This is a genomic window from Traorella sp. mt218 (assembly GCF_055420025.1).
Genome location: NZ_JBVAYM010000012.1, coordinates 48,007 through 70,496 on the forward strand (window position 1 = coordinate 48,007; position 22,490 = coordinate 70,496).

Below are 22,490 nucleotides of genomic sequence, written 5' to 3' on the forward strand. Positions count from 1 at the left end.
CATGACTTATTTATACGGATTCTTATTTTGCGGTGGATGTGCCTTGGCCGGTCAAATGATCTATGATAATACAAAGCTGACTCCCGGCCACATCACCTCCTTATTTGTAGTTATCGGTTCATTGCTGGAATGCTTAAACGTTTATGATTTTCTGATCCGCATCTGTGGTATCGGAGCCACATTGCCGATTCTCTCATTTGGTCATTCACTGACGCATGCTTCACTCAGTGCCGCTCAGAATGAAGGCTGGATCGGTATCCTAACAGGTTTATTTGATAAGACTGCCAGCGGAATCAGCTTTGCGATCTTTATGGCTTTCTGGGTAGCCATTTTCTTTAAAGCCCATGATTGAACGATTAAAAAATCTTGAATCCTTTGATATCGTCAAGCATGAGGTCATCCTGAATCATCAAAGCGTCTTCATGATGTTTCTTTCCTCACTGACATCAACAAGTTCAATTACTTCCATCATCGAAGGCTTTCTATTTAGTGAAGATCAGGATCCGTTATGTTTTTTCAATGGTTCTTCTGAAAAGATTGACGACTATTCTAAAGCTGTTTTTTTATTGATGAGCGGACAATGTCTGGTATGTATTCAAGATGAAGTCTATGCTTTAGAAACACGTGCTTATCCAAATCGGGGGATCGAAAATCCGAATATTGAAAAAAGCATTCGCGGCAGTCATGATTCCTTCAGCGAAAATATCCTTTTTAATGTAGGACTCATTCGCCGTCGTATCAGAAGCGAAAAGCTAAAGATCGAGCTGACACAGGAAGGCAGGATGACTCAAAATGATATTGCTGTCTGTTATATGGATGATAAGGCAGATCACCGGCTTCTTGGGGATATACAAAAACGAATGATGCTTAATCAAAACATTGAAATCAATAATGAACGTAATCTTGTTGAAGTGCTATATGGCAAAACGCTAAATCCCTATCCCCATGTACGTTATTCCGAACGTCCCGATATCTGTGCGATACATCTGCTTCAAGGACATATCATCATTTTGGTAGATAACATGCCAAGTGCCATGATCCTGCCGACTACTTTTTTTGAACAGCTTTCACAGATCGAGGAATATACCCAAACGCCGATCGTTTCATTTTTTACACGGTTGATCCGTTATTTAGGTGTCTTTATGAGCATCTATCTTTTGCCTTTCATCATCGTATGCATGCTAAGTCCCCATTCCTTCTTACAGCTTCCGGCAGAAAGCCGTAATATCGGATTTATCGCCTTTCAGGTCTTGATCTGTGAGCTTTTGATCGAATGGATCCGTCAGTCCTTTCTGTATGCACCTAATTTGATCAACAGCATGATGGGCTTTCTGGTTGTCTTTGTCCTAGGTGATTTTGGAATTGAAATGGGAGCTTATACGAAAGAGATCCTATTGCTTGTCGCATTAAGCAATCTGGGTAATTTTTTAACTCCATCCTATGAAGTGGCACTGGCGAATAAGATCATGCGTATCATGCTGACGATGCTGTCATTGGCCTTTCAAATAACCGGCTTTTGTATCGGCCTGCTCATTCATTTTTTATTGCTTCTGACAACACGTACGTTTAAGCTTCCATATCTTTATCCTTTATTTCCTTTTGATATCAAAGAATTGAAGCGTATGATCGTAGATACCAATATCTATACAAAATAGATTAACAAGAGAAAAAAGCTTAGGCAGCATGAGCAATTGTGCTGTCATTTATTTATATCTGAGCATCATGATGACCATTGATGGATGGACAGGCATTTATAAATTATTTCACAATGTTTTGGCTTGAAAACGGTTTCACCTTATCGGATTTAGTGCTATAATAGTTATAATTGTTTCATAAAGACGTTGATTTGGTAAGGAGGAGAATTATGAAAATAGTGGTATGTGTCAAACAGGTACCGGATACTCAAAAGGTACAAGTAGATCCTGAAACAGGCGTCCTTATCCGTCAGGGCATTGACACGAAAATGAATCCATATGACTTATATGCACTAGAAACTGCTTTTCGTATCAAGGAAAAAACACAAGCTGAAATTTATGTGATCACGATGGGACCCGATTCGGCAAAGGCTGTTTTATATGAGTCCATGGCCTTAGGTGCTGATGATGCATGGCTGATGAGCGACCGCCGTTTTGCCGGGGCAGATGTTCTGGCAACATCCTTTACTCTGGCACAGGGAATTAAAACGATGGGCCATGTCGATCTGATTTTGTGCGGTAAGCAGACGACTGACGGGGATACGGCTCAGGTAGGTCCTGCGATTGGAGAAGTGCTGAAAATTCCTCATGTCAGTTGGGTGCGGAAGCTGATCGATGCTGATGAAATGGGAATTACGGTTCTGCAGGAAATGATGGACAGCGTGGCTGAGGTACGTTTGAATTATCCATGTCTTCTGACTGTCGAAAAAGGTATCTTTGAACCGGGGCTGCCTTCATATCTTAAGATGAAGGAGGCAAAAAAGAAAGATATTCATTTATTAACGATGGATGATTGTGAATGTCGTGATATCCGGCGATATGGATTAAGCGGTTCACCTACCCAAGTAGAGAAGATCTTTGAGCCATCCTATGATTTAGAATCTGTACGCTTGGAAGGCACGAGTGAAGAAAATGCATCTGCATTATATGATAAGCTTTTAGAGTTAAAAGTGTTCGAAGGAGGAAAGAAACATGGCACAATTGGTAATTAATCATGATACGTGTATTCAGTGCGGGTTATGTGTAGCACAATGTCCTTTTGCTGCCATGTCGATGGTCGATGGAAAAGTAGAGATCAATGCGGCATGTAAGATGTGCCGTATCTGTGTAAAAAATTGTCCCGTAAATGCGATTCATATAGAGGAAGAGCAGAAAGCTGAAGTGGATAAAAGCCAATGGCAGGATATTTTGGTATATATCGAACATGATCATAAAATGATTCATCCTATCAGTTACGAATTGATCGGAAAAGCACTTGAATTAGCCAGGCCCGTTCATATGAAGGTTGCAGCCTTGATGGCCGGTAAAAATATCAAGAAGCTTGCGGAAGAACTATTATATAGCGGTGTAGATAGGGTTTATTTATATGAAGATGACAGCTTGGAAATATTTCGTGTCGATAGCTATGCCAATGTTTTTGAGGACTGTATTCATCGAATGAAACCCTCTGTATGTCTTGTGGGTGCAACGATAACAGGACGCTCACTGGCTCCGCGGGTGGCTGTCCGTTTCCAAACAGGTTTGACAGCAGATTGTACTTCACTTGAAATGCGTGAAAATACCGATTTGATCCAAATCCGTCCGGCCTTTGGTGGAAATATCATGGCCCAGATCATTAACACGAGATGTCGTCCGCAATTTGCGACCGTACGATATAAGGTCATGAATGCTTCTGAGAGGTTAAGAAAGCCGCAAGGAAAGATCATTGAATGTAAGGTCAGTGATGAAATAAAAAAATCAGATATTGAAATTCTTAAAGTAGAAAAAAAGGCCAAGGTTTCAAGCATAGAAGAAGCTGAAAGCTTAGTTGTTGCCGGCTCAGCGATCAAGGATGAAAAAGGAATGAAAATGATTCGTGAATTTGCATCGCTTTTAAATGCTTCCGTTGCAGTGACTCGTCCAATGGTTGAAAAGGGATTGGGACATGTCAATCAGCAAATCGGATTATCAGGACGTACCGTCAAGCCTAAATTAATCATCACATGTGGTGTCAGCGGTGCTATTCAATTTACGGCAGGGATGAAAGACAGTGAGATGATCATTGCCATCAACAAGGATCCTCATGCACCGATCTTTGATCTGGCACATTATGCGGTTGTAGATGATATTTATACGTTGATACCTAAGCTTATTGCGAAAATTAAGGAGGGTAAATCATGAAGCCTTATAAGAAAGTTGATGAAAAGGATCTTGAAGTTTTAAGAAGCTTTGTTTCTGAGGATCGTATCTTTGTGAATGATGACATTCATCCTGATTATTCTCATGATGAAATGATGATATACGGGAAAAGGAAACCCGAGGTTGTCATTCAGATAAAAAATGCCCAGGAAGCAGCCAAGATCATGAAATATGCTTCTGAAAAGAATATTGCGGTAACACCTCGAGGAGCCGGAACCGGTTTGTGCGGCGGCTGTGTGCCTTTAGAAGGCGGTATCGTTGTCAACACTTCCTTGATGAATCATATCCTGGAAATTGATCCGGATACCATGAGCGTGACCTTGGAGCCGGGAGTATTATTGATGGAAGTGCAAGAAGTCGTAAAGAATGCCGGATTTTTATATGCTCCTGATCCGGGTGAAAAAAGTGCTACGGTCGGCGGAAATGTGATGACCAATGCCGGTGGCATGCGGGCCGTGAAATATGGCGTTACCCGTGATTATGTACGTGGCATGCAGGTTGTAACACCGGAAGGAGAAATCCTGGAATTAGGCGGTAAGGTAGCAAAAAACAGCAGTGGATACAGCTTGCTGCATCTTATGATCGGTTCGGAAGGAACACTTGGGATCGTAACCCGTATTACGATGAAGATCCTGCCTTCTCCAAAGAAGATGACTAGCTTGTTGATCCCGTTTGATTCTTTGTCAGCTGCATTAAAAACCGTTCCTGAAATCATGAAATTGCCTGATGTAGCGACAACAATCGAATTTATGGAAAAAGAAGTCTTGGATGATGCCCAGGAATATTTAGGAAAGGAATTTCCAAATCGCAATTATCCGGCATATCTGATCGTTTCATATAGCGGAAATTCACAAGCACAAATTGAATCTATGTTGGATAGAGCCTCTGAAACAGCTATGAAAAACAAGGCCTTAGATGTATTCTTATCTGATACTGAAGAAAGACAGGAAGCTATTTGGAATGCCAGAGGTGCTTTTCTTGAAGCCATCAAAAACTCAACGACTGAAATGGATGAATGTGATGTTGTCTTGAACCTTGACAAGGTCGTTGAATTTGTAGAATATACAAGAGAATGTTCAAAGAAATATCATGTGCGTATTCGCAGCTTTGGACATGCAGGTGATGGCAACCTTCACGTATATATTTGTAAAGATGACATGGATGATGCAACCTGGACGCGTGTCGTTCATGAAGTCATGGATGGCTTTTATGCAAAGGCAAGAGAATTAAATGGACAAGTTTCCGGTGAACATGGAATCGGTCATGCGAAAAAGAAATATTTAGAAGAATCTGTAGGTGAAACTCAAATTCAATTGATGAGAAAAATCAAACAGGTCTTTGATCCCCGGTTCATCTTAAATCCGGGTAAGATCGTAGATTAACAGATAGAAAAAGAGATGATATATGAATTTCATATGTATCATCTCTTTATATTAAATCATAGTAAAGCATTTTTAAGGATCAGTTTCTTCTATTTTGGTTTTTCGAAAATAAAATCCTGATAAGTCCGACTATGACAAGCAATGGTGAAATAAAATATGTAAACAAGTGAATGATAAAAGGAAAGGCACCAAATATCGTCACAAGTTCTCCACCAAAATAAACATCATTTAAAAGGAAAAGACGTAAAAGCATGCCGGCAAATCCAATGATTAAAAAGAACAGCGAATATTTTAAATTTCTATCTTTTTTCTGATTGCTTGACTGTATATGTTTAGATATATAACAAAGAGAAACAAGAAGAAAACATGGTGGATATACTTCAAAGACAAAGATCGGCGGTGCTTCGCTCTTAGATATTTCTTGAAGCAAAAGATTACTGAGAAGAGAAACAGATGCTACAATCAGACCAATAAGTATTGACCATAAAATACCTTTAATTATAATTTTTATATTTTCATCATCAATCAATGAAGATAAAGCAGGTAATTCATCTAAATAATACAAATAAAGCATAGATGCCAATGCAGTTAGCAGACTTATATCAGTATAGGATATGAGTGAAATTTTAAAACTGTTAAATAAATAATTAGAAAAGGAAGCTGATAAAATAAAGTTTATGATACCAATCGTGAATCCGATCAATAATAAATCAAACAATTTACTAGATTTCTTATCTAATATCAGACGTTTTTTAATAAATTTAAACATGCTCATACCCCTTTCCAGCTTTTTATAGAATTTTAGAACGATTTAGTATTTATAAATTTCTGGGTATATATACGTGATTCATTTTTTCAAAATTTGCCGTTAGTGAACCTGATACAGATAAACTGGATGAAACACTGGAATTTGGTCCCACGGTTATACCGATATTACCACTGAAGCTAAGTTTTAATGAGAATACATACCTTCAAATGCAGACACAGAAACTTTTCCTCCAGCTAAAGCGGTTGCAGTTATTTGAAATGAACTAATAAAGGCAGTTTTTCCAGCAGAAGATACACATCTTAATGTTTTAGCTGTTTTTTTTCATATTTTTTTTGTTTATTTTATTATGATTAATCTCTCCATCCTTTTTGTAATAAGACAGTAATGAAGGACATAGTTTACCTACATATAGTATATAGGTATATTTGAAAAAGATAAAGCATGTTTTTATCAAAGATATTATGATATAATATCATAGTTGGAGGATTTCTATGCATTTTTCAGTTACGATTTCAGAATTTGAAGGTCCGTTGGATCTGATGTATCATTTGATCAAAGAAAATAAGCTGGATCTTTTTGATCTGGATATGGATGTTTTAAGTGAGCAATATTTGGCATATCTGAATCAGATGGAAGAGATGCATCTTGATATTGCCAGTGAATTCTTAACTGAATTGGCAGGTCTTTTGGAATATAAAAGCAAAAAGCTTTTACCGAAAGAAAAAGTAGAGATCAAAGAAGAATATGAAGAAGATCATCGTGACAAACTGGTGAAACGGCTTCTTGAATATCAGCGTTATAAAGAAGCGAGCGAGTCATTAAAACCATTATATGAAGAACGTCAGCTTTCTTATACAAAACCTTTAAGCAATGAAACACAGCAGTGGATGAGCGTGGTAAAAGAAGAAAAGCTCAGCGGCAGTCCTTATGATCTGATGAAGGCCATGAATAAGGTGCTGCGCCGTTTAGCTTTGAATCACCCGCTTGAAACCAAGATGACGGTGAAGGAATTAAGTGTTGATGAGCGCAGGGAACAGATTGAAGAGCGGTTGGATGGTTTTAAAGGTACGATGAGTTTTACAGAGCTTTGCAGCGATTGTACCAGCAAACAGATGGTCATCGTTACGTTTATGGCTATTTTAGATATGATCAAATTCCAGATCATTTCTTATATCATTGATGAAGAGGATGAGATCTGGATCGTAAAAGGAGTGGAAGATGATGGATGAGAGATGCAGCGTGATCGAAGGATTGATTTTTTTGAGCGGTGATGAAGGATGTACGCTTGAACAGCTGGCTGCTTCTTGTAATATGATGGAAAAAGATGTCTTGGAGCTGATCAAGGATATCATGGATGAGTATTGCAAGGAGTATCATGGTTTTGAATGTGTGAATTATGGCGGACGCTATAAGTTTATTTCGAAGGAGAAGATCCATGAAGCGGCTGAAGCACTTTTTTCAAGCAGCAAGATGGCTACGCTTTCCCAGGCAGCTTTGGAAACACTGGCGATCATTGCTTATAAACAGCCGCTGACACGTATTGAGATCGAAGAAATTCGAGGGGTCAATTGTGATATGATGATCCGTAAGCTGCTGGCCAGAAACCTGATTCGGGAATGTGGCCGTACAGATGGTCCGGGACGTCCTTTTCTTTATGAGGTAACAGAGGAGTTCATGGATGCCTTTAAGCTTGAAAGCTTAAAAGAGCTTCCGGATCTGCCGGCAGTTGAACAGAATATGGATAGTGAATTATTTAAAGAGGATGATATTTATTAGTCATTTCTGTCATTGTTTAAAAAACATGCTTGTTTAAAGGCTTTTTTTCGAATTTTGTTGACTCTTGAGTGCCTTTATGGTAATATACGGATGTTGTTTCCCTTATTTGGGTACAACCGCTCATAAAAGGGTTAAGACGATGGTCCCCTCATTTGGCGAGTCAAAGATAGAAGGAGGTGCAACGATGTACGCAATTATTGAAACTGGCGGAAAGCAAGTAAAATGTGAAGTTGGTTCAACGATCTTCGTAGAAAAGTTAGATGTTAACGAAGGAGATACAGTTGAATTTGACAAGGTGGTTTGTTATTCAAACAGAACAACGAAGGTAGGTACTCCTTATGTTAAGGGTGCTAAGGTTGTAGCAAAGGTTGAAAAACAAGGTAAAGGAAAGAAGATCATCATCTTCAAGTACAAATGTAAAAACGGAAGCAGCCACCGTAAACAGGGTCACAGACAGCCATATACAAAATTAACTGTAGAAGCTATCGAAGGTTAAGATGGTCCGGGTCTGTGTTGTTTCAAAGAATGAAGCAATCAAGAAAATAACGGTGAGCGGTCATGCCGGAAGTGCCCGGAAGGGTGAAGATCTGGTATGTGCCGGGGTTTCTTCAATTGTCTTTGGAACATTAAATGCATTGGATAAATTGGCTTCAAAGAGCGTTGATCTTCAAGTAAGTCAACAAATCGTGATCGAAGTCTTGAATCTTCTCGATGAGAAATGTCAGCTGATCTTACAGACGATGCTGATCCAGCTGGCAACGATCGAAGAGCAGTATTCATCATATATTGAAATAAAACAGGAGGTGTCATCATGAGATTCGTATTAGATATTCAATTCTTTGCTTCTAAAAAGGGAGTAGGATCAACAAAGAACGGACGTGATTCTCATTCTAAACGTTTAGGTGCCAAGAAAGCTGATGGACAATTTACTAACTGTGGTTCTATTATCTATCGTCAGCGCGGAACTAAGATTCATCCGGGCTTAAATGTTGGACGTGGCGGTGACGATACGTTGTTTGCGAAGGCAAGCGGTATCGTTCGTTATGAAAGATTAGGTAAGAAGAAGACACAGGTATCTGTTTATCCACAGGCTTAAAAATCTCCGTCATGGAGATTTTCTTTTTCTAAAGGAGGCGTAGCATGTTTGTCGATCGAGTTAAGATTCACTGTAAAGCAGGAAAAGGCGGCGATGGGATCGTAGCTTTTCGTCGTGAAAAATATGTCCCGCTGGGTGGTCCCAGTGGCGGAGATGGCGGTAAGGGCGGCAGTGTCATCTTTGAAACGGACACTGGAAAGTTTACTCTTTTAGATCTGCGTTATTCAAAAAAAGTAGCTGCCGGAGATGGTGAAAAAGGAAAGCCCAAGAAAATGCATGGGGCAAATGGTAAAGACGTCATTGTGAAGGTTCCTTTAGGAACGATCATCAAGGATGAAAAGAGCGGTGCCATTCTGGCAGATCTGACACGTAAGGATCAAAAAGCGGTCATTTGTGCGGGAGGTAAAGGCGGCCGTGGAAACTTTCATTTCAAAAGTAGCGTTAATTCTGCCCCTGAATATTGTGAGATGGGCGAATTTGGCGATGAAAGAGATGTCATCGTTGAATTAAAGGTATTAGCGGATGTTGGCTTGGTTGGCTTTCCAAGCGTAGGCAAGAGTACGCTTTTATCAGTTGTCAGTGCTGCTCGCCCGGAGATTGCCGAGTATCATTTTACGACCTTGAAGCCAAATCTGGGCATGGTACAGGTACCGGATGGCCGCAGCTTTGTGATGGCCGATCTTCCGGGATTGATCGAAGGGGCTTCACAGGGCAAGGGTCTTGGTTATGAGTTTTTACGCCATATCGAGCGTTGCCGTGTCATCATCCATGTGATCGATATGGGTGCGAATGATGGCCGTGATCCGGTAGAAGATTACCGGATCATCAATCAGGAACTGGCAAATTACCAATATCGTCTTTTAGAAAGACCACAGATCGTCGTTGCCAATAAGATGGATCTGGAAGGAGCCGGCGAAAATCTGAAACGGTTTAAAGAAGCTTATCCGGATATAGAGGTCTTTGAAACGACAACGATCATTGATGAAGGACTGGAGCCTGTATTGTATCGGGCTGCTGATTTATTGGATCAGACAGATCCTTTCCTGATCCTGGATGAAAATCATCAGGAAGTAACGCAGGGTGTTCTCTATAAGTTTGAGGAACCAAAGCCTGCATTTGAGATCAAAAACCTTGGCAATGGCCGTTGGGAATTAGTGGGTGATGAGATAGAAAAGGCCTTCCATGCAACTCGCTTTAATTCTGAGGAAGCCGATCAGCGCTTTGCCCGTAAGATGCGTATCATGGGCGTTGATCAGGCACTGCGTGATGCCGGATGCAAGGATGGCGATATCATCATTTTGTGCAACGTAGAATTTGCATTCGTAGAGTAAGACAGCGTGGCTGTCTTTTTTTTGAAATTTGTTTTGATTGAAAAGAAAGCGATAAAATGATACTATTATCCATATGGAATTAGCAAGTCATACCGTCAGTGCGGCAGCCTTTATTTTTAATAAACAGCAGCTTTTGCTCATACACAATCCCAAAAAAGGCTGGGAAACACCGGGAGGTATCATCGAAAACGGAGAAACGCTCATAGCTGGTCTGAAAAGAGAGGTTCAAGAGGAATGTGGTCTTTGTGTAGATATCAGATATCTAAGCTGCGTTACCTCCATTACAAATGCCCGGAAGGGCTATAACGGTGTCCAAAGGATCTTACCTTCAATTGTCTTTGATTTTGTGTGTGGGTGTGATCATAAAGAGGTGGTCCTTTCTGATGAGCATGATGATTATTGCTGGGCAGATATCGATCAGGCTTTTAAGCTGATCAGAAAAGATCTTCTTTTTCGCTTTGAAAGCTGTTTTGATCAAAAGGTTGATTTTTTCGGATGTACGAAGGAAGCTGAAACAGATATATTTGAAGAAATAAGAATAGGAGAATAGGATGAAGCTTATATCGTGGAATGTGAATGGCATACGTGCCTGTGTGAATAAAGGGTTTTATGATTTTTTCTTAAAGGAAAATGCAGATGTTTTTTGTATTCAGGAAAGCAAGATGCAGGAAGGACAGCTGGATTTTGATTTGCCGGATTATCATATCTATATGAATAGTGCACAAAAGAAGGGTTATTCCGGGGTCATTACTTTTTCCAAGATCAAGCCTTTGTCGGTAAGAAAGGGAATAGGTATCGAGGAGCATGATCAGGAGGGACGAGTGCTGTGTTGTGAATATGATAAATTTTATCTTGTCAACTGTTACACGCCTAACAGCAAGGATGGACTTGTCCGTCTTGATTACCGTATGCAGTGGGAAGATGATTTCCGTGCGTTTTTGAAGAAGTTAGAAGAGCATAAACCGGTTATTTTATGTGGTGACTTGAATGTGGCACATGAGGAAATCGATTTAAAAAATCCAAAGACAAATCGCATGAATGCAGGTTTCAGCGATCAGGAGCGTGCGAAGATGAGCGAATTATTGGATAGCGGCTTTATAGATACATATCGTTATTTGTATCCGGATAAGGTCGAATATTCATGGTGGAGCTATCGCTTTAAGGCAAGAGAAAAAAATGCCGGATGGCGGATCGATTATTTTATCGTCAGTGAGATCTTGAAGGATAAGATCATCGATTCTAAAATTTATACGGATGTGTTAGGCAGTGATCATGCACCTGTCGGATTGGAGATAAAAGAATGAAGGGCTTTATTTTTGATTTAGATGGTACGCTTTTGGATTCGTTGGGCCTTTGGCTTGATATTGATAAAAAATATATGGCGATGCATGGTATTGAATATAAAAGAGAATATACGGATGCGATCAAGCGATTGACTTATGTGGAATGCTCATATTATTTCAAGGATGTATTGGGCGTGAATAAACAGGCCGAACAGATCCAGCAGGATTGGAAGGATATGTCGCATGCCGCATATCAGAATGAGCTTCCCCTGAAGCCGTATGCCTATGAGTTTGTTCAAAGGTGTGCTTCGATCGGTAAGTGTATCATCGCTACTTCTTGTCATAAGGAGAGTGCGGTGGCAGCTTTAAAGCGTACGGGACTTTATGACTTCATGGAAGATGTTATAACGACCAATGAAGTCGGTTACAATAAGGAAAATCCTAAAATATATGAATTATGTGCTGAAAGACTGGGACTTTTGCCTGAAGAATGCGTAGTGTTCGAGGATGTAGCTTCAGCGGCTTTGTCGGCACATAAGGCACATTTTAATGTTGTTGGTATTTTAGATGATATGTGGAGCCATGATCAGGATGAGATGAAACGGATCTGTGAGAAAACGATCCATTCATTTCAGGAATTGCTTGATTCAGATTGATGTAAAGGAGGGTTTGATATGATCGCTTTTGTAAAGGGAAGCGTGTACGGCAGTACCAATGATGCGTTGATCCTTGAAAATCATGGGATCGGCTATCAGATATTTACCCCTGATCCTAAGCAGTATGCAATTGGCAGTGAGGTACTTTTATATACGTATCAATATGTACGTGAGGATGCTCTTGCCTTATATGGTTTTAAGGAGCATGAAACCTATGAGCTTTTTTTGCGTCTGATCGAGGTCAAGGGTTTGGGGTGCAAAAGTGCCATGAACATGCTTTCGATGGGACAGGTTTCGAGAATCGTGGAAGCGATCGAGCAGGGCGATCTGACATTTTTAAAGAGCTGTCCCGGCATAGGCGCTAAAACGGCCCAGCAGATCGTTTTAGATCTGAAAGGCAAGCTGGTATCCGTGAAGGATGATGCCAAGGAACGGATCGATCAGAACCTTCAGGATGCTCATGATGCTTTGATTGCTTTGGGTTATCGTGAACAGGAAATCAAATCGGTGCTTCGTGAAGTGGCTAAAAGTAATTATAAAAATACAGATGAAGCGATGCGTATGGCGCTTTCTTATCTGTTGAAGAGGTATTAGACATGAGTGAGAGAATACTACAAGCTGAAACGATGAATTATGAGGATGATGCTTCCTTGCGTCCGCAGCGTTTGGATGATTATGTGGGACAAAAGGAATTAAAAGAGAACATGCGTATCTTCGTAAAGGCTGCCAAGGCACGTAATGAGGCTTTGGACCATGTGCTTTTATATGGCCCTCCGGGTCTTGGAAAAACAACGCTTTCTTATATCCTGGCCAATGAGATGGGCACGCATATAAAAACTGCCAGCGGCCCTTCAATTGAAAAGGGAGGCGATCTGGCCGCCATCCTCTCTTCGCTGGAACCGGGTGATGTGCTGTTTATCGATGAGATCCATCGTCTTCCAAGCCAGGTCGAAGAAATCTTATATCCGGCGATGGAGGATTTCTGTATTGATATCATCGTAGGAAAAGAAGCGACGACACGTACGGTCCGATTGAGCCTGCCGCCTTTTACCTTGGTAGGGGCTACGACGCGTGCCGGTGATCTTTCTGCACCGTTACGGGACCGCTTCGGTATCGTGAGCCAGCTTCAATATTATGATATCGAAGAGCTTTCCAGCATCATCTTAAGAACGAGCCGGGTCATGGGCAATGAAATCGATGATGAAGCGATCCATGAGATTGCTTTGCGAAGCCGTGGTACACCGCGTATCGCAAATCGTTTATTCCGCAGAGTGCGTGATTTTGCCCAGGTCATGAATGACGGTGTCGTTTCCGTTGAGATCGCTAAGATGGCATTGGACCGTCTGCATGTCGATTCCAAGGGACTTGATCTGGTTGACCATAAGTATCTGAAAGGTATCATAGAGCGCTTTAAAGGCGGTCCTGTGGGGCTGGAGGCCATTGCCAGCAGCATTGGTGAAGAAGCGATGACGCTTGAAGATGTCTATGAGCCTTATCTGCTTCAGATCGGTTTCATCAATCGTACGCCTCGCGGTCGTGTCGTTACTGCAAAGGCTTATGAGCATTTAGGTATAGAATATCAGCAGAAGCTTTTTTAAGCTTCTTTTTTCATATGCTTCTCGCAAATAGAGCGGCGATGATGAAGATGAGCCATTTAGCGGCTAATAAAAGAATGGCAAAGACACTTTTTTCAACAAAGATAAAGCAGATAAGAAAGCCTGCCAAGGCAAAGCCTAAAGCAAAAAAGAAGGTCTTTTCACGTATATTGCGTCCTAACAGGAAACCGCAGATGATCAAAACCAGAAAACCAAATATTTTTGATATCAGAGCTAATGATGATACAAAAAGATTCAGAAAGTATAAAAAAGAAAGAATCAGTGATACTATAAGTGTAAGCAAAATACAGCATAAAAGCGTAAACAGGAGCGAGCGGATATTTTTTTTCATGATCTACCTCACTTACTAATATGCCATGGAGATGAAAATGATGAATGAATATTTTAATCTGATTTTCAAATGCTTCTTTTTTTATTTTATGATCATCTTTGCCTTGCGTTGCATGGGCAAGCGTGAGATTGGTGAATTAAGCATCTTTGATATCGTGATCTATCTTGTCATGTCTGAACTTTTAGCACTGTCACTGACCGAAAACAGCGATTCTATCTTAAAAACATTGATTCCCTTAATTACGCTTTCTGCCTTGCAGGTCATCGTTGCTTTTCTGATCATGAAATTTGAAGGCTTTCGCACATTGATCGATGGAAAACCGGTCATTCTCATACGAAATGGTCTGATCGACCAGCAGGCGATGAAGAAAGAAAGATATAATATCGATGATTTAATGATGCAAGTAAGGGAATGCAGCATCGGAAGCATTCATGAAATTGCTTTTGGCATCTTGGAAACAAATGGAAAATTAACGCTGTTAAAAAAGAATGACTGTAAGGTCAAATATCCCTTTCCCCTGATACAGGATGGCAAGCTTCAGCGCGAACATCTGCAGATGAGCGGCTTTGATATCCATGAGATCATGCACTCCATGCGTCAGCAGGGAATTGCGGATGTGGCGGATGTGTTTCTATGCATGGCAACAAAATCAGGCTTCTCATTTATTTCGAAGTCAAGCTTAGCTTTTTCAAGGACCAGCACACTCTAAGTGCATGAAGAAAGGTCGTTGTCAGCATGCTGGCAACGATCGCCAATATCAGTGCATTTTCTTGCAGCAAAGGGGTAAGCAAAGCAAGGATGGCCAAGCGGAGCAGACAGCCAAGCAATGTGTCGATCAAGGCTTTTTTGCTTTGGTCAAGAGCATGAAGAATGCTGCTTAAAACCGGCTGAAGGGAATAGAAGATAAAAGGAAGGGAGCTGTTTTTTAGAAAAGCGCTGCCTTCTTTTGTCTTATAGAAAAGCTGTAAGATCTCACTTGGAAAGAAATAGGTCGTAAGCGCACAGGTCAACGAGATCAAAAGGCAGATCAAAGACATCATGTAAAAGATCTTTTTGGCCTTTTCCAAATGATTATGTTTTTTCTCATACACAAATGTCGGCAACAGGGCGCTGGCTAAGGTGACACTGATAAAAGAGGGCATGGTCAGCAGCGGCAAAACATAGCCATTGAAGATACCATAGGCATTTTTTAATAAAACAGGATCGGCAAAGGCAAGGAAGATGATCGGTTCTAGGAAATAGGTCAAAGAGCCGATCAAACGCGCACTGGTCATGGGAACGGATAATGATAATATTTCTAAAAAATGTTCTTTTTTCAAATCATGCTGACGACGTTTGAGCGGATGTTTTTTTATGAATAAAAAAGCTAACATGAAAAGGGTCGAACCGCATTCACCAACAAAAACGCTGAACATGGCTGTCGTTGCCAATGAACGTGCATCCTTGAGAAAAAGCGAAAAGCCAATGATAAGAAAGATGAGCCGGAAGACTTCTTCGAAGATCTGGGAAGCACAGGCAATCGCATGATGCTGCTTTCCTTGAAGGATCGCCTTGCATAAACCGCTGAGCGTGACCATCGGGATCATGAAGACCATGCTTTTTAATATTGAGGATATCTGGATGTCTTTAAACAGATGTGTCGATAAAAAAGGAATCATGATCAGAAAAAGCGTGATCAGGATCAAATTGTTGATGAGTGACAGGATAAATGAGGATAAGATGCCATTGAGCGGATTAACGCTTTGAGCGATCACTTTGCTTAAGGCAGTAGGGATCCCCATCTGGGCCAAGGCTATCAGAAAGACAAGGGTAGGCATGGCCAAGGAATAGAGATTCATGGCTTCGAGTGACAGTGTACGGGCCAGATAGATACGGACGATAAATGAGAGTATCTTCGCAATCGTTGAAAGCAGAATAAGAGAGATCGTTGCATAGAATATTTTTTTTTTCAAATTTTCACTCCACTTTTCGCAGTATATGTTTTATAATTATGCTTATGATTGGAGTGAGTAGTTTATGGATTCAAAGCTGCATAATCAGATCGAGCTTGCGATTGCGATCAAAACCAGTCAGCTTCAGCGATGTGATCTGAAAAGCATTACCGAGCAGCATGTAAGAGATACCTTATATGGCAGTGTATGGAAAAATCAGCCGCCAAAAACATTTTCAAAAGCGGTAGATGATATATTTAAGATAACCGTGAGTGAGATCGTCGCATATTTGTCAAGTCAGGCCATCATTCTTGGTTCTCAGATGGATGAAAATGAGCTGGATGCATTGATTGGTGAGCATTCATGGTAGGTGAGCGTGCATGGAAGTAAAAATCCATCGTTGTGAACATGCAGATGATCTGAGAGAGATCGTCCTTTCTCATTATCATCTTCAGGCAGATGATCTTGAACGATTAAAAAAGAATGAATTAAGCGATCCTTTGACATGTACCAATATGGAACTGTGCCTGTCGATATTGAAAGATATCAGGGAAAAGCATGAAAAGATCCTTATCTGTGGCGATTATGATTGTGACGGTATCTGTGCCACAGCCATTTTATGTAAGGCGTTTGAAGCCTGTCAGATCGATTATGGCTTTTATATCCCGAAAAGGATCGAGGAAGGTTATGGTCTTCATGTCGATGTGCTTGAGAAAGCGTTGGCAAAGGGATATCGGAATATCATTACCGTGGATAACGGTGTACGTGCTGTTGAGGCAATGAAGTTTATCAGAGAAAATCATATGCGTTTGATTCTCAGTGATCATCATACCTTTGAAAAGGAAGATATCGTTTGTGATTGTTTCATTCATCCTTTTCTTGCAGATGATGCTTTTTATAACTGCTGTGGAGCCGGTATGGCGTTACAGATTGCTCGCTGTCTGATTCCCGATGATAAGGATATCGTTGCTCTTGCTGCTTTGGCAACCATTGCAGACAGCATGCCGGTTATTCGGGAAAACAGAAATATTATTCGAAAGGGCATCGAATATCTGAATGAAGGGTGCATGCCGGCCCTTCACGCCCTCAAAAATAAGCCACAGGACACTTTTAACATGAAGATGATGTCTTACACGATCATCCCTAAGATCAACAGCATGGGTCGTTTAAGCGATCATGTGAATGTCAATAATGCTGTCCGCTATCTTCTTTTGAAAGATCAGAATGCGATCTTAAATGTAGCCCGGCAGATCAATAAGATCAATGAATTGCGCAAGGAAATGAGCAGTGACATGGAAAAGATCGCCAATGGTGAATTACAACACACATCCTTTGAGATCATTGCCCATCGTGATTTTCATGAAGGCATCGTAGGTTTGGTTGCCAGCAAGATGGCTTCTGCCCATCATCGGCCTTTTCTTATCTTAAGCGAACTGGAAAATGAATATAAAGGAAGCATGCGCAGTGTAGAAGGTTTTGATCTGATACGTTACTTTTCATCCTTTGACGGTTTTGAACGATTTGGCGGACATGCACAGGCTGCCGGTGTCACGATCAAGAAAGAGAATTTATCTGCATTAAAACATTATATTGAAACGCATGAAATGATCTATGAGGAAAATAAAACGATCGAATGCGAATGGGCGTCAGAACAGGCTTTTTCGATTCAGACAGTGATGGAATATATGAAATTGGCACCCTTTGGCAACGGCTTTGAAGAAATCCTCTTTTATATCGAAAATATACAGATACAAAAAAAGATTTCTTTATCAAACGGAAAATATTATAAAATCATTTCTTCAAGCGGCATTGAATATCTTTTCTTCAATTCCTCCCTGATCCCCTTGATCCATGAGGGAATGAATGTGATCGCAAAAGTATCTTTAAATGATTTCAGAGGCCAATATCATATCTGTATGACGGTTGAAGACGTCATTGAGGAGAATATTTATGTACAATGATCTCATTACGTTTGGTTCATTGACCATTCACAGCTATGGCCTGTTGATTGCCATAGGCCTTTTCAGCGGTTATCTGATTGCGGAAAAAAGAGCTGAAAAAGCGAATCTGAATATCGATGAGCTGTTGAATCTGTTTTTTGTATGTATGCTGGGCTGTGTCGTCGGTGGGAAGCTGTTATACTGCATCGTTGAATATGATGCTTTTTCAAAAGATCCGGCCCTGCTTTTTGACTTTGAAAATGGATTTGTCATTTATGGCGGACTTCTTGGCGCCTTGCTTGGCGGTTATCAGTATTGTCGTTTCAAGGGTCTTTCTTTTTTGAAATATTTTGAAATCTTCGTACCATCGCTTGCCTGGGCGCAAGGGTTTGGCAGGATCGGCTGTTTTCTTGCAGGCTGTTGTTATGGCAAGCCGACAGATGCATGGTATGGGATCGCTTTTCATCATTCACAGATTGCACCTAACCATGTCGCTCTCATACCGACGCAGCTCATCAGCAGTGCTTTTGATTTCTTGCTGGCAGGCTTTTTGTTTTATTTAGCTTCAAAAAATAAAAGAACCGGTACCTTGCTGAGCGTTTATCTGATCGTTTATAGTATCGGACGTTTCATGATTGAATTTTTACGAAATGATGAACGAGGCTTTGTCGGTTTTCTTTCAACATCGCAGCTAATATCTGTTTTTACGCTTCTTTTGGGCATTTATATCTATTTTAAATGTACCAAAAAGGTTATAATGGATTCAAATTGAGGTAAGTGATATGAATTTTAAGAAAAAAGTTAAGGAAGCTACTTTTAAAGAAGTGCTCATACTGGTAGGAATTATTGTATTGATGCTGTTCATATTGATGAATTACAGCTGGCTTTGGGCCACCCTGATGACTTTTTTAGAAGTGATAAAGCCTTTTATTTATGGTGTATGTATTGCTTTTGTCTTTAATATTCCGATGCAGTTTTTCATGCGCAAGCTGCCGCCTAAAAAAGATGGCCGGAAGCCTAAATTATTAGCAGCGCTGATCACCCTTCTGTGTTTCATTATCGTCATCACATTGATCATTTGGATCATCGTGCCAAGAATCGTTGATAATATCATGTTATTGGTCAATAACTTTGATTCGTATATCGCAGAAGTTGAAAGATTTATTGAAATATTATTTGAAAATATGGGACTGTCCAATGATCTGATCGACGGCTTTATCAATTCTTTGGGAGAATTGGGAAATCAGTTCGTAGGTGCTTTGCAGTCGCTCATACCAGCGATGTTCAGCATTCTTACGATAATAGCCAGCTCGATCACCAATGTTGTTTTTTCGATATTGATTGCCATGTATCTGATTATTTCCAAAGAAACGCTGATAAGGCAGGGAGATCGTATCGGCAAAGCCTTATTGAATGAAAAACGATATCATCTGTTCAAGGAATTGATGCATTTGATCAGTGATACCTTTGCCAGCTTTATCAGCGGGCAGGGAATCGAAGCGGTGATCATTGGAGTATTATGTTATATCGGGTGTAAGATTCTGGGATTTGAATATGCTTCGATCGTTTCTGTCATCATCGGTGTTACGAATATGATCCCCATCTTTGGAGCGATCATCGGAACGGCCTTCAGTGCCTTGCTGATTGCTTTTGTGAATCCTGTCCAGGGACTTATCTTTCTTGTTTTTGGTGTCTGCCTGCAGCAGTTTGAATCAAATCTGATCTATCCGCATGTCGTTGGTTCTTCGATCGGGCTGCCGCCTTTATGGGTCTTATTTGCGGTTACGCTTGGCGGCGGACTTTTCGGTGTTGCCGGAATGCTCTTCGGACTGCCGACCTTCTCTGTCATTTATGAGATTTTTAGACGTTATATCATTAAAAAAGAGAAAATGCAAAATGAAATAAAGAGAGTGGATTGACAAATATTTTAATTTATATGATCTTATTAAAGATGAAAACGAAAGTCTTTCAGTAAAAAAAACTATGAACCTTTTGAATTGTGCGATTGATTAATGAGCATTTGTGTTGATCAATGATGAAAGAGGAAATCGTTTTCACTTTTATTGAATTTATGGCCTTAAGAAAATACAATGATTACGAATGGAGGTCATGATGAAAATAAATGTTGAAGGCGTAATGCCAAGTTTACAAAAAAATGTAATTGATGTAGTAGAGGGAATCGGAAATCCTAAGTTTACTTATCTTCCTAACGCATCTTTTGTTAGGACGACGCTGGTATTTGAAACAGATAGCGAGGATGAACAGGAATGTTGTGATCTGATCAAGAAAACGATCAAAGGTTCTGAAATAGGTAGGACGATTTCATTTCGCGTCATTCAAAACGGTAAATTGTATTAAAAAATGAAAGAGGTTGCATTATTGTTATGACGACAATTTCCAACTTCTTTTTTTTACATTTGTTATACTGAAAGCGTAAACAAACAAGCAGCTATAGCAATCATGTTTACAGTAAGGAGGTCATTGTAATATGAACATTTTGTTAGTTTGTGCCTGTGGTTCATCTACTTCTATTTTGATGCAGAATATGCGTGATAATTTAAAAGAAGATGAAAAGGATTGGGAGATCGGAGCATTATCAGTTTCTGAAGCTAAGACAAAATTTGGAAAGTATGATTATGTTCTGCTTGCACCTCAGGTAAAATTTCAAACCAACATGATCAAGGAATTATGCAAAGATATTCCTGGGATCACAATCTTAAACATTCCCGCAATCGATTTTGGAAGATGCAATGGTGAAGCAGTTCTTAATATGATTCGGGAAAATGAAAAAAACAAATAAATAGGAGGAAAGAATTACATGTCTGAAAACACAAAAAAAGTGTCGATCATTGACAAAATTGAAGAATGGTGTCAGCCAATGGCAACATTTTTCGGAACAGAACCACACTTTTTAGCAATTCGTGATGGTGTTGTTAGTTCATTGCCATTTACATTTATTGGGGGTTTTGCGTTTTTGATTTATAAATGTCCTTGGAGCGATACCGCATCAACCGGTATTGGTTTCTTTGATGCATTTATGGATGCATGGTGGTATTTATCTACTAATTTTCCACAGTTTACTTATCCGCCATATGCAGCAACTATCGGTGTTTTATCTTTATGGATCTGCTTTGTGGTAGCTTATTCATTAGCTCAGCATTACAAAAAGAATGCGATTAACTTTGCAGTTTGTTCGGCATCTATCTTCTTGCTCATATGTTCACCAGTCATGGTGGGTGGTGACATCACTTACAGCAATCTCGGTTCTGTCAATATTTTCCTAGCAATCCTAGTTGCTTTGGGAGCAGTTGAAATCATGCGTTTATCTGTTGAAAAGGGTTGGACGATTCATATGCCGCCTTCAGTGCCTCAGGTTATTGAAAATACGTTCTCAACGATATTCCCATTCTTATATGCTTTAATTGCTTTCTATGCACTCTCAGTGATTTGTCAGGTTGCCTTTGGAATGCTGATTCCGGAAATCTGGTCATACATCTTTACATTGATTTCATTTGGTGTGAATAATTCAGTGGCTGTTACAGTCTTGACAGCATTTGAAAATCTGTTATTTGGTGGCTTTGGTATTCACCCGACAACGGTTGTCGGACCGCTTCTGGATCCATTGCAGTTAGTAACCTTAGCTGAAAATGCTGAAGCAGTAGCAGCCGGTGTTGCTTTAAGCGATCTGCCAAACGTCTATACACAATCGTTCTGGGCTTATTATTCTTGTATTGGTGGTGCCGGATCTACGCTTGCATTAGCAATCATGTGCGTAAGAAGCAAATCAAAACAGTTGAGCTCAGTAGGCAAGGTATCAATCATTCCATCACTCTTCAATATCAATGAACCGGTAATATTCGGATTACCTATTTTCTTAAACCCAACACTTGTCATTCCGTTCATGCTGGCACCGACAGTGAATATCATCCTTGGATGGGCAGCTACATCAATGAATTTAGTAAATAAATCTTATATTTTCTTAACAAGTACAACTCCTGCTCCGATAGGTGCTTTTGTTGCCACGATGGACTGGCGGGCAGCAGTATTAGTAATCGTCATGTTTGCCTTAGACTGGGTCATCTTCTGGCCATTCTTTAAGAGATATGAAGCAACATGTCTGCAACAGGAACAGGGAGAATAATGATATAAGCTATGGATACAATGACTAAACTACAGGAAATTTCGTTTGAAATCATTGCGAATGCCGGTGAAGCCAAGGCATTTGCATATGAAGCTTTAGCTGCTGCCAAAGAAAAAAATGCTGATCTTTATGAGGAAAAAATGAATAAAGCTGACCAGTCAATCAATGAAGCTCATAAGCGTCAGTTTGAGTTATTGAAAGAAGAAGCAAATGGTGAACTAAAAGATGTAACGTTCTCGATACTGGTCGTTCATGCTCAAGATCATTTGATGTGTGTCATATCTACAATTGAACTGATAAGAGAATTGGCAGAAATTCATTTAAAAGGTTTACAGTAATGTTTTTAATGAGGCGAGTGCCAAATAA

At 40.2% G+C, this 22,490-nt stretch carries 28 protein-coding genes and 1 other annotated feature; of the genes, 25 read left to right on the forward strand and 3 right to left on the reverse strand.

The window, feature by feature from the left end; genetic code table 11:
* Position 1 precedes the first annotated feature (1 nt).
* From ACZYT3_RS07535 to ACZYT3_RS07555, 5 genes are all read left to right on the forward strand, one after another.
* Positions 2-352: a SpoVA/SpoVAEb family sporulation membrane protein gene (locus ACZYT3_RS07535; protein ID WP_294561290.1), complete on the forward strand. Its 351-nt coding sequence runs from the start codon at positions 2-4 to the stop codon at positions 350-352.
* Positions 345-1,655: a spore germination protein gene (locus ACZYT3_RS07540; RefSeq protein WP_464088211.1), complete on the forward strand. Its 1,311-nt coding sequence runs from the start codon at positions 345-347 to the stop codon at positions 1,653-1,655. The genes ACZYT3_RS07535 and ACZYT3_RS07540 overlap by 8 nt, the downstream gene beginning before the upstream one ends.
* Before the next feature lie 209 nt (positions 1,656-1,864).
* The gene (locus tag ACZYT3_RS07545) at positions 1,865-2,686 is read left to right on the forward strand and encodes an electron transfer flavoprotein subunit beta/FixA family protein (protein ID WP_464088212.1); all 822 of its coding nucleotides are present in this window, start codon (positions 1,865-1,867) and stop codon (positions 2,684-2,686) included.
* The gene (locus ACZYT3_RS07550) at positions 2,667-3,854 is read left to right on the forward strand and encodes an FAD-binding protein (RefSeq protein WP_464088213.1); all 1,188 of its coding nucleotides are present in this window, start codon (positions 2,667-2,669) and stop codon (positions 3,852-3,854) included. Before ACZYT3_RS07545 ends, ACZYT3_RS07550 begins: the two co-directional genes overlap by 20 nt.
* Positions 3,851-5,254 carry an FAD-binding oxidoreductase gene (locus ACZYT3_RS07555; RefSeq protein ID WP_464088214.1) on the forward strand — a complete coding sequence of 468 codons (1,404 nt, stop codon included), beginning with the start codon at positions 3,851-3,853 and terminating at the stop codon, positions 5,252-5,254. Before ACZYT3_RS07550 ends, ACZYT3_RS07555 begins: the two co-directional genes overlap by 4 nt.
* 79 nt (positions 5,255-5,333) lie before the next feature.
* On the opposite strand, the gene ACZYT3_RS07560 is transcribed toward ACZYT3_RS07555, so the two are convergent.
* Positions 5,334-6,023, reverse strand: a complete 690-nt coding sequence (locus tag ACZYT3_RS07560) for a hypothetical protein (RefSeq protein WP_464088215.1) — start codon at positions 6,021-6,023, stop codon at positions 5,334-5,336.
* A 491-nt stretch (positions 6,024-6,514) separates the two neighbouring features.
* Between ACZYT3_RS07560 and ACZYT3_RS07565 the strand changes: the two genes are divergently transcribed.
* The 11 genes from ACZYT3_RS07565 (at position 6,515) to ruvB (ending at position 13,763) form a co-directional block, all read left to right on the forward strand.
* On the forward strand, positions 6,515-7,252 hold the full coding sequence (locus ACZYT3_RS07565; protein WP_464088216.1) for a segregation and condensation protein A: 738 nt from the start codon (positions 6,515-6,517) through the stop codon (positions 7,250-7,252).
* Complete coding sequence (gene scpB / locus ACZYT3_RS07570) at positions 7,242-7,799, forward strand: SMC-Scp complex subunit ScpB (protein WP_294561283.1); 558 nt, start codon at positions 7,242-7,244, stop codon at positions 7,797-7,799. The genes ACZYT3_RS07565 and scpB overlap by 11 nt, the downstream gene beginning before the upstream one ends.
* 104 nt (positions 7,800-7,903) lie before the next feature.
* Positions 7,904-7,971: a sequence feature (ribosomal protein L21 leader region), on the forward strand.
* A gap of 12 nt (positions 7,972-7,983) precedes the next feature.
* The gene (gene rplU, locus ACZYT3_RS07575; protein WP_071442802.1) at positions 7,984-8,295 is read left to right on the forward strand and encodes a 50S ribosomal protein L21; all 312 of its coding nucleotides are present in this window, start codon (positions 7,984-7,986) and stop codon (positions 8,293-8,295) included.
* Between the two features lies 1 nt (position 8,296).
* Positions 8,297-8,614, forward strand: a complete 318-nt coding sequence (locus tag ACZYT3_RS07580) for a ribosomal-processing cysteine protease Prp (RefSeq protein ID WP_464088217.1) — start codon at positions 8,297-8,299, stop codon at positions 8,612-8,614.
* Entirely contained in the window at positions 8,611-8,895 is a 285-nt protein-coding gene (gene rpmA / locus ACZYT3_RS07585) for a 50S ribosomal protein L27 (protein WP_071442800.1), read from the forward strand. Before ACZYT3_RS07580 ends, rpmA begins: the two co-directional genes overlap by 4 nt.
* 44 nt (positions 8,896-8,939) lie before the next feature.
* Complete coding sequence (gene obgE, locus ACZYT3_RS07590; protein WP_464088218.1) at positions 8,940-10,226, forward strand: GTPase ObgE; 1,287 nt, start codon at positions 8,940-8,942, stop codon at positions 10,224-10,226.
* Between the two features lie 73 nt (positions 10,227-10,299).
* A complete protein-coding gene (locus ACZYT3_RS07595) occupies positions 10,300-10,776 on the forward strand; it encodes an NUDIX domain-containing protein (RefSeq protein WP_294561280.1) in 477 nt (158 codons plus the stop codon).
* 1 nt (position 10,777) lies between these two features.
* Entirely contained in the window at positions 10,778-11,530 is a 753-nt protein-coding gene (locus ACZYT3_RS07600; RefSeq protein ID WP_464088219.1) for an exodeoxyribonuclease III, read from the forward strand.
* A complete protein-coding gene (locus ACZYT3_RS07605) occupies positions 11,527-12,165 on the forward strand; it encodes an HAD family hydrolase (RefSeq protein WP_464088220.1) in 639 nt (212 codons plus the stop codon). Before ACZYT3_RS07600 ends, ACZYT3_RS07605 begins: the two co-directional genes overlap by 4 nt.
* A gap of 18 nt (positions 12,166-12,183) precedes the next feature.
* A complete protein-coding gene (ruvA, locus tag ACZYT3_RS07610; protein WP_464088221.1) occupies positions 12,184-12,759 on the forward strand; it encodes a Holliday junction branch migration protein RuvA in 576 nt (191 codons plus the stop codon).
* A gap of 2 nt (positions 12,760-12,761) precedes the next feature.
* Entirely contained in the window at positions 12,762-13,763 is a 1,002-nt protein-coding gene (gene ruvB / locus ACZYT3_RS07615) for a Holliday junction branch migration DNA helicase RuvB (RefSeq protein WP_294561276.1), read from the forward strand.
* Between the two features lie 10 nt (positions 13,764-13,773).
* Here ruvB and ACZYT3_RS07620 read toward each other — a convergent pair whose 3' ends face one another.
* Positions 13,774-14,112, reverse strand: coding sequence for a hypothetical protein (locus ACZYT3_RS07620; protein ID WP_294561275.1), 339 nt, complete (start codon positions 14,110-14,112; stop codon positions 13,774-13,776).
* A gap of 37 nt (positions 14,113-14,149) precedes the next feature.
* On the opposite strand from ACZYT3_RS07620, the gene ACZYT3_RS07625 reads away from it, so the two are divergent.
* A complete protein-coding gene (locus ACZYT3_RS07625; RefSeq protein WP_294561274.1) occupies positions 14,150-14,821 on the forward strand; it encodes a DUF421 domain-containing protein in 672 nt (223 codons plus the stop codon).
* On the opposite strand, the gene ACZYT3_RS07630 is transcribed toward ACZYT3_RS07625, so the two are convergent.
* Positions 14,775-16,064, reverse strand: coding sequence for an oligosaccharide flippase family protein (locus tag ACZYT3_RS07630; RefSeq protein ID WP_464088222.1), 1,290 nt, complete (start codon positions 16,062-16,064; stop codon positions 14,775-14,777). The genes ACZYT3_RS07625 and ACZYT3_RS07630 overlap by 47 nt on opposite strands.
* A gap of 64 nt (positions 16,065-16,128) precedes the next feature.
* Here ACZYT3_RS07630 and ACZYT3_RS07635 point away from each other — a divergent pair, with 64 nt between their 5' ends.
* From ACZYT3_RS07635 to ACZYT3_RS07670, 8 genes are all read left to right on the forward strand, one after another.
* Positions 16,129-16,413 (forward strand): post-transcriptional regulator, encoded by a 285-nt coding sequence (locus tag ACZYT3_RS07635; RefSeq protein WP_294561272.1) that lies wholly within the window; start codon positions 16,129-16,131, stop codon positions 16,411-16,413.
* Positions 16,414-16,423: 10 nt separating this feature from the next.
* A complete protein-coding gene (locus ACZYT3_RS07640; RefSeq protein WP_464088223.1) occupies positions 16,424-18,004 on the forward strand; it encodes a DHH family phosphoesterase in 1,581 nt (526 codons plus the stop codon).
* Positions 17,994-18,755, forward strand: a complete 762-nt coding sequence (gene lgt, locus ACZYT3_RS07645) for a prolipoprotein diacylglyceryl transferase (RefSeq protein WP_464088224.1) — start codon at positions 17,994-17,996, stop codon at positions 18,753-18,755. The genes ACZYT3_RS07640 and lgt overlap by 11 nt, the downstream gene beginning before the upstream one ends.
* Positions 18,756-18,765: 10 nt before the next feature.
* Positions 18,766-19,902 carry an AI-2E family transporter gene (locus tag ACZYT3_RS07650; RefSeq protein ID WP_464088225.1) on the forward strand — a complete coding sequence of 379 codons (1,137 nt, stop codon included), beginning with the start codon at positions 18,766-18,768 and terminating at the stop codon, positions 19,900-19,902.
* A gap of 193 nt (positions 19,903-20,095) precedes the next feature.
* On the forward strand, positions 20,096-20,341 hold the full coding sequence (locus tag ACZYT3_RS07655) for a hypothetical protein (RefSeq protein WP_294561268.1): 246 nt from the start codon (positions 20,096-20,098) through the stop codon (positions 20,339-20,341).
* Between the two features lie 130 nt (positions 20,342-20,471).
* Entirely contained in the window at positions 20,472-20,783 is a 312-nt protein-coding gene (locus ACZYT3_RS07660) for a PTS sugar transporter subunit IIB (RefSeq protein ID WP_294561267.1), read from the forward strand.
* Between the two features lie 18 nt (positions 20,784-20,801).
* The gene (locus ACZYT3_RS07665; RefSeq protein ID WP_294561266.1) at positions 20,802-22,124 is read left to right on the forward strand and encodes a PTS sugar transporter subunit IIC; all 1,323 of its coding nucleotides are present in this window, start codon (positions 20,802-20,804) and stop codon (positions 22,122-22,124) included.
* A gap of 11 nt (positions 22,125-22,135) precedes the next feature.
* Positions 22,136-22,462 carry a PTS lactose/cellobiose transporter subunit IIA gene (locus ACZYT3_RS07670; RefSeq protein WP_294561265.1) on the forward strand — a complete coding sequence of 109 codons (327 nt, stop codon included), beginning with the start codon at positions 22,136-22,138 and terminating at the stop codon, positions 22,460-22,462.
* Positions 22,463-22,490 lie beyond the last annotated feature (28 nt).

Coding starts and splice junctions, on each gene's coding strand:
- ACZYT3_RS07535 (WP_294561290.1), top strand. CDS start 2: ATGACTTATTTATACGGATTCTTATTTTGCGGTGGATGTGCCTTGGCC.
- ACZYT3_RS07540 (WP_464088211.1), top strand. CDS start 345: ATGATTGAACGATTAAAAAATCTTGAATCCTTTGATATCGTCAAGCAT.
- ACZYT3_RS07545 (WP_464088212.1), top strand. CDS start 1,865: ATGAAAATAGTGGTATGTGTCAAACAGGTACCGGATACTCAAAAGGTA.
- ACZYT3_RS07550 (WP_464088213.1), top strand. CDS start 2,667: ATGGCACAATTGGTAATTAATCATGATACGTGTATTCAGTGCGGGTTA.
- ACZYT3_RS07555 (WP_464088214.1), top strand. CDS start 3,851: ATGAAGCCTTATAAGAAAGTTGATGAAAAGGATCTTGAAGTTTTAAGA.
- ACZYT3_RS07560 (WP_464088215.1), bottom strand. CDS start 6,023: ATGTTTAAATTTATTAAAAAACGTCTGATATTAGATAAGAAATCTAGT.
- ACZYT3_RS07565 (WP_464088216.1), top strand. CDS start 6,515: ATGCATTTTTCAGTTACGATTTCAGAATTTGAAGGTCCGTTGGATCTG.
- scpB (WP_294561283.1), top strand. CDS start 7,242: ATGATGGATGAGAGATGCAGCGTGATCGAAGGATTGATTTTTTTGAGC.
- rplU (WP_071442802.1), top strand. CDS start 7,984: ATGTACGCAATTATTGAAACTGGCGGAAAGCAAGTAAAATGTGAAGTT.
- ACZYT3_RS07580 (WP_464088217.1), top strand. CDS start 8,297: ATGGTCCGGGTCTGTGTTGTTTCAAAGAATGAAGCAATCAAGAAAATA.
- rpmA (WP_071442800.1), top strand. CDS start 8,611: ATGAGATTCGTATTAGATATTCAATTCTTTGCTTCTAAAAAGGGAGTA.
- obgE (WP_464088218.1), top strand. CDS start 8,940: ATGTTTGTCGATCGAGTTAAGATTCACTGTAAAGCAGGAAAAGGCGGC.
- ACZYT3_RS07595 (WP_294561280.1), top strand. CDS start 10,300: ATGGAATTAGCAAGTCATACCGTCAGTGCGGCAGCCTTTATTTTTAAT.
- ACZYT3_RS07600 (WP_464088219.1), top strand. CDS start 10,778: ATGAAGCTTATATCGTGGAATGTGAATGGCATACGTGCCTGTGTGAAT.
- ACZYT3_RS07605 (WP_464088220.1), top strand. CDS start 11,527: ATGAAGGGCTTTATTTTTGATTTAGATGGTACGCTTTTGGATTCGTTG.
- ruvA (WP_464088221.1), top strand. CDS start 12,184: ATGATCGCTTTTGTAAAGGGAAGCGTGTACGGCAGTACCAATGATGCG.
- ruvB (WP_294561276.1), top strand. CDS start 12,762: ATGAGTGAGAGAATACTACAAGCTGAAACGATGAATTATGAGGATGAT.
- ACZYT3_RS07620 (WP_294561275.1), bottom strand. CDS start 14,112: ATGAAAAAAAATATCCGCTCGCTCCTGTTTACGCTTTTATGCTGTATT.
- ACZYT3_RS07625 (WP_294561274.1), top strand. CDS start 14,150: ATGATGAATGAATATTTTAATCTGATTTTCAAATGCTTCTTTTTTTAT.
- ACZYT3_RS07635 (WP_294561272.1), top strand. CDS start 16,129: ATGGATTCAAAGCTGCATAATCAGATCGAGCTTGCGATTGCGATCAAA.
- ACZYT3_RS07640 (WP_464088223.1), top strand. CDS start 16,424: ATGGAAGTAAAAATCCATCGTTGTGAACATGCAGATGATCTGAGAGAG.
- lgt (WP_464088224.1), top strand. CDS start 17,994: ATGTACAATGATCTCATTACGTTTGGTTCATTGACCATTCACAGCTAT.
- ACZYT3_RS07650 (WP_464088225.1), top strand. CDS start 18,766: ATGAATTTTAAGAAAAAAGTTAAGGAAGCTACTTTTAAAGAAGTGCTC.
- ACZYT3_RS07655 (WP_294561268.1), top strand. CDS start 20,096: ATGAAAATAAATGTTGAAGGCGTAATGCCAAGTTTACAAAAAAATGTA.
- ACZYT3_RS07660 (WP_294561267.1), top strand. CDS start 20,472: ATGAACATTTTGTTAGTTTGTGCCTGTGGTTCATCTACTTCTATTTTG.
- ACZYT3_RS07665 (WP_294561266.1), top strand. CDS start 20,802: ATGTCTGAAAACACAAAAAAAGTGTCGATCATTGACAAAATTGAAGAA.
- ACZYT3_RS07670 (WP_294561265.1), top strand. CDS start 22,136: ATGGATACAATGACTAAACTACAGGAAATTTCGTTTGAAATCATTGCG.